Here is a 3,421-nt window from a genome sequence, read left to right on the forward strand (position 1 = left end):
CGCCACGATCGGCCAGTATCTTGTCGTCGATGTCGCAAAGAGCCGCACATTCCACATCGGGGATGTTGAGGGCATTAATAAGCGCCCCGAAGCCCCGGTTTTTGGCTCCAATTAGGGCGACGACAATTTTTTCGTTCGCCCCTTTGCTACGGCGGGCCTGGAGTGGTGAGTAGGCCAAGCCGCTTAATCCGGCGGCAGCGGCGATTTTGGTGGAGTTGTTCAGGAATTCTCGTCGGGTGGTGGACATGAGCAATAAAAGTCGTTCGTTTTATCGAAAAGAGGGCTATCCATAAAATTCTACCCGGGAAAGAGGGTAAATCTATGGACTACAACTCCTTCCTACTTTGTATATGAAAAAGGAAAATTATCAATTTTCCATTCTAAAACTATCAATCTTTTTTACCTAAACCCCAAAAAGACTATGTGTAAAAATCACGGAGTGGCCTACATCAAACCCGGCGAGGTGGCCGTACAGGAAATCGCGTACCCTGAACTCGCCATCGGCAACCGGAAATGCCACCACGGCGTCATTCTCAAAATCGTCTCCACTAACATTTGCGGCAGTGACCAGCACATGGTGCGCGGTCGTACTACCGCCGAGGCGGGTCTGGTACTTGGCCACGAAATCACGGGCATCGTCATCGAAGCAGGCCGCGATGTCGAGTTCATCAAAGAAGGTGACCTGGTGTCGGTACCCTTCAACATTGCCTGCGGGCGTTGCCGCAACTGCAAAGAAGGCAAGACGGGAATTTGCCTGAACGTAAACCCCGCTCGCCCTGGTGCGGCCTATGGCTACGTGGACATGGGCGGCTGGGTAGGCGGACAAGCCGAGTACGTGATGGTACCTTATGCCGACTTTAACCTCTTGAAATTCCCCGATAAAGATCAGGGGATGGAGTACATCAAAGACCTCACGCTGCTGTCGGATATTTTCCCCACGGGCTACCACGGTGCGGTCACAGCGGGCGTTGGGCCGGGTTCCATCGTTTATGTGGCGGGGGCGGGTCCGGTTGGTTTGGCCTGCGCGGCTTCCTGCCACCTGCTGGGCGCAGCGGTCGTTATTGTAGGCGACATGATTAAGGAGCGGCTGGAACAAGCCAAAAGCTTCGGCTGCGAAACCATAGACTTGACCAAAGATACGCCGCTGGAACAAGCAATCGCCGACATCATCGGCGAGCCGGAGGTAGATTGCTTCGTGGACTGCGTTGGTTTTGAAGCCCGCGGTCACGGCTCCCACGCCTCGGAAGAACTACCCGCCACGGTGCTGAACACCGCGATGGCCGTCACCCGCGCGGGCGGTGCCATCGGCATTCCCGGCCTGTACGTTACGGGCGATCCCGGCGCCCACACCGAAGCGGCGAAGGAAGGCCGCTTGAATATTCGCATTGGGCTGGGCTGGGCCAAGTCCCATTCCTTCTATACCGGACAATGTCCCGTGATGAAGTACCACCGCAACCTGATGAACGCGATTCTATACGATAAAATCAAGATCGCCAAAGCAGTGAACGTGGAGGTAATCACCCTGCAAGACGCGCCCAAAGGCTACGCTGATTTTGACAAAGGCGCTGCCAAGAAGTTTGTCATCGACCCACACGGGATGATCGCGGCTTAATGTTTGGGTTTAGTTTTGAAACGGCCCGTTGCCCTTTCGGCGGCGGGTCGTTTTTTATTGAATAAGGAGCAAATTCAATGCACTATAAGTCAGTAGGTATTTTCAACGGCAAATGCTTGTTGGGGTCAAACACTTCATATTGGTACCTGACGGTATCGGTTTTATCGTTGTTTTGAAAATATTCGTCGCCGTTTGAAAACCTTTCCATGTCCCTCCTTCTGCTTTCCATTTGGAAATCAGTTAACCCCTCGCTGGTAGGTTCGCTTTTGTTGCTCATGCTGGTCGTATAACGGTGCAGCTCTTTCACTAAACGATTTTGTGCATTATAGCTAAACCAGACGGTATCAGGCCCCTCCGCTCTATAAAATCTTCCCAAATACATATAATCGTACCAACGCGTCGCTAATTTTCCGCTTGAATCGTAGGCGTACCGCTGGGAATAATGATATATAGTATCGATTGGATGGGAGGGCCACTTCATGACATATAATCTGTAATTGCGGGCAATTCGGTTCTGGTCGTCCTGCTCCCAGCGATCTACATTCACGTAGTTTGAAGAATCAGGCAGCTCGTAATTCCGTTCCATTTTTTTTACGATCGTATCGCCACTATCCGTGTAGCCAAGATATCGTCTCGTGTAATGAATCATTTTGGTTGATTCATCGGGTTTTCCCTCTGGTTTAACGGCAGTCAACTCAGAAATTTGCTGTCCTTTCGAGTTATATTTACGATAGGTGGTAGTTATCGTGACCCAGCCATCCTGCGAACTATCGCTATGATAATGACAAATAGTTTTCCACAGCTTATTACCCTGATACTGATTCAGCATTTTTGAGTTGGTACGGCCAAAGCGAAACACTTCCAATACCCTATCTGAACTGTCCAGAAAAGCCGTTTCGATGTGCTTGTCGTTGTACCATTTAGTCCGCACAAAAGCAATTTTTTCGTTTGGCGTTACCACGCGGGGAATCCCAGGGTCAAGAAAAATGTCTTCTTGGGAGTAGCAACCTATCAGCGCAAAGAGGAGAAGGAGAACGGGCAGCAGACGGAAGGGCATAAGCAGAACGATTGGCGGAAGATGCGGCTAAGGTGCAACCATTTCTGGTTTTTTCACATACCAGAACTATACACTACAATCGCCGACTTTGAAATCTCATCGATGAACGGGTCACCCATTTCAAAATATCGACTTGGGTAGGTTTTCGTTTCGATATTCACATATTCCTTCCTGATATTTATTTTGGAAAAGGACTTCCGATCCTCATAACCGAAGCCAGAAAACTGGTCTGAAACCAAAACTACATCTATATCTGAATCAGGCGTTTGCTTCTCCTCCGCGCAAGAGCCAAAGAGCATTACCTTATCAAGGACTACCCCGCTCGCGAGTATTTCGTTGGTAAAGGCCCTTACGTTTTGGATTACATCTTCTCTTGTGAGCATGATTTCAGGTTTTTTACTTTTTCCAACAGCAACTTCGTGTACTCAGGCGTGCATCTTTTTTGAATGGCGAACATATAGTCCGGGTAACGTCCCTCAATCTGGAAATCGTTGAATTCCTCCATAAAAATAAGGTCGTTCTCATCTAAATCAAGCTGAGTATCCTGGGCAAACCTAACCAAATTGTGCGTCTTTGGTGGAAAATCGTTAGCGTTATCCTTGACTCAATGTGCTTTGCATAATTTCTCCAAAACTAAATGAGCGAAAAATAGGCTTTGAACATACTTCCTTGCAACAAAAAGCGATTCAACTGCTTCCCAGTCGTCTAAGGCAGTTTTGACCCAATAAGCGATATGTTCAGGTTTTGTCACT

General features: G+C 48.8%; 3 protein-coding genes and 1 pseudogene. 1 reads left to right on the forward strand and 3 read right to left on the reverse strand.

Features of this window, described 5'->3' with window-relative positions:
* Positions 1-247: pseudogene (locus ACEW8P_RS23565) on the reverse strand (gfo/Idh/MocA family oxidoreductase); the annotation flags it as partial.
* 174 nt (positions 248-421) lie between these two features.
* Between ACEW8P_RS23565 and fdhA the strand changes: the two are divergent.
* Positions 422-1,612, forward strand: a complete 1,191-nt coding sequence (gene fdhA, locus ACEW8P_RS23570; protein WP_373515514.1) for a formaldehyde dehydrogenase, glutathione-independent — start codon at positions 422-424, stop codon at positions 1,610-1,612.
* 82 nt (positions 1,613-1,694) lie between these two features.
* On the opposite strand, the gene ACEW8P_RS23575 is transcribed toward fdhA, so the two are convergent.
* Together ACEW8P_RS23575 and ACEW8P_RS23580 are read right to left on the reverse strand one after the other, a co-directional pair.
* Positions 1,695-2,669, reverse strand: coding sequence for a hypothetical protein (locus ACEW8P_RS23575; protein ID WP_373515515.1), 975 nt, complete (start codon positions 2,667-2,669; stop codon positions 1,695-1,697).
* 53 nt (positions 2,670-2,722) lie between these two features.
* The gene (locus ACEW8P_RS23580) at positions 2,723-3,052 is read right to left on the reverse strand and encodes a nucleotidyltransferase domain-containing protein (protein ID WP_373515516.1); all 330 of its coding nucleotides are present in this window, start codon (positions 3,050-3,052) and stop codon (positions 2,723-2,725) included.
* Between the last annotated feature and the right edge of the window lie 369 nt (positions 3,053-3,421).

This window comes from Persicitalea sp., from assembly GCF_041751555.1.
Lineage (GTDB): Bacteria > Bacteroidota > Bacteroidia > Cytophagales > Spirosomataceae > Persicitalea.

Bases quoted from the DNA above. Each gene is read 5' to 3' on its own strand.
- fdhA (WP_373515514.1), top strand. From the start codon at position 422: ATGTGTAAAAATCACGGAGTGGCCTACATCAAACCCGGCGAGGTGGCC.
- ACEW8P_RS23580 (WP_373515516.1), bottom strand. From the start codon at position 3,052: ATGCTCACAAGAGAAGATGTAATCCAAAACGTAAGGGCCTTTACCAAC.
- ACEW8P_RS23575 (WP_373515515.1), bottom strand. From the start codon at position 2,669: ATGCCCTTCCGTCTGCTGCCCGTTCTCCTTCTCCTCTTTGCGCTGATA.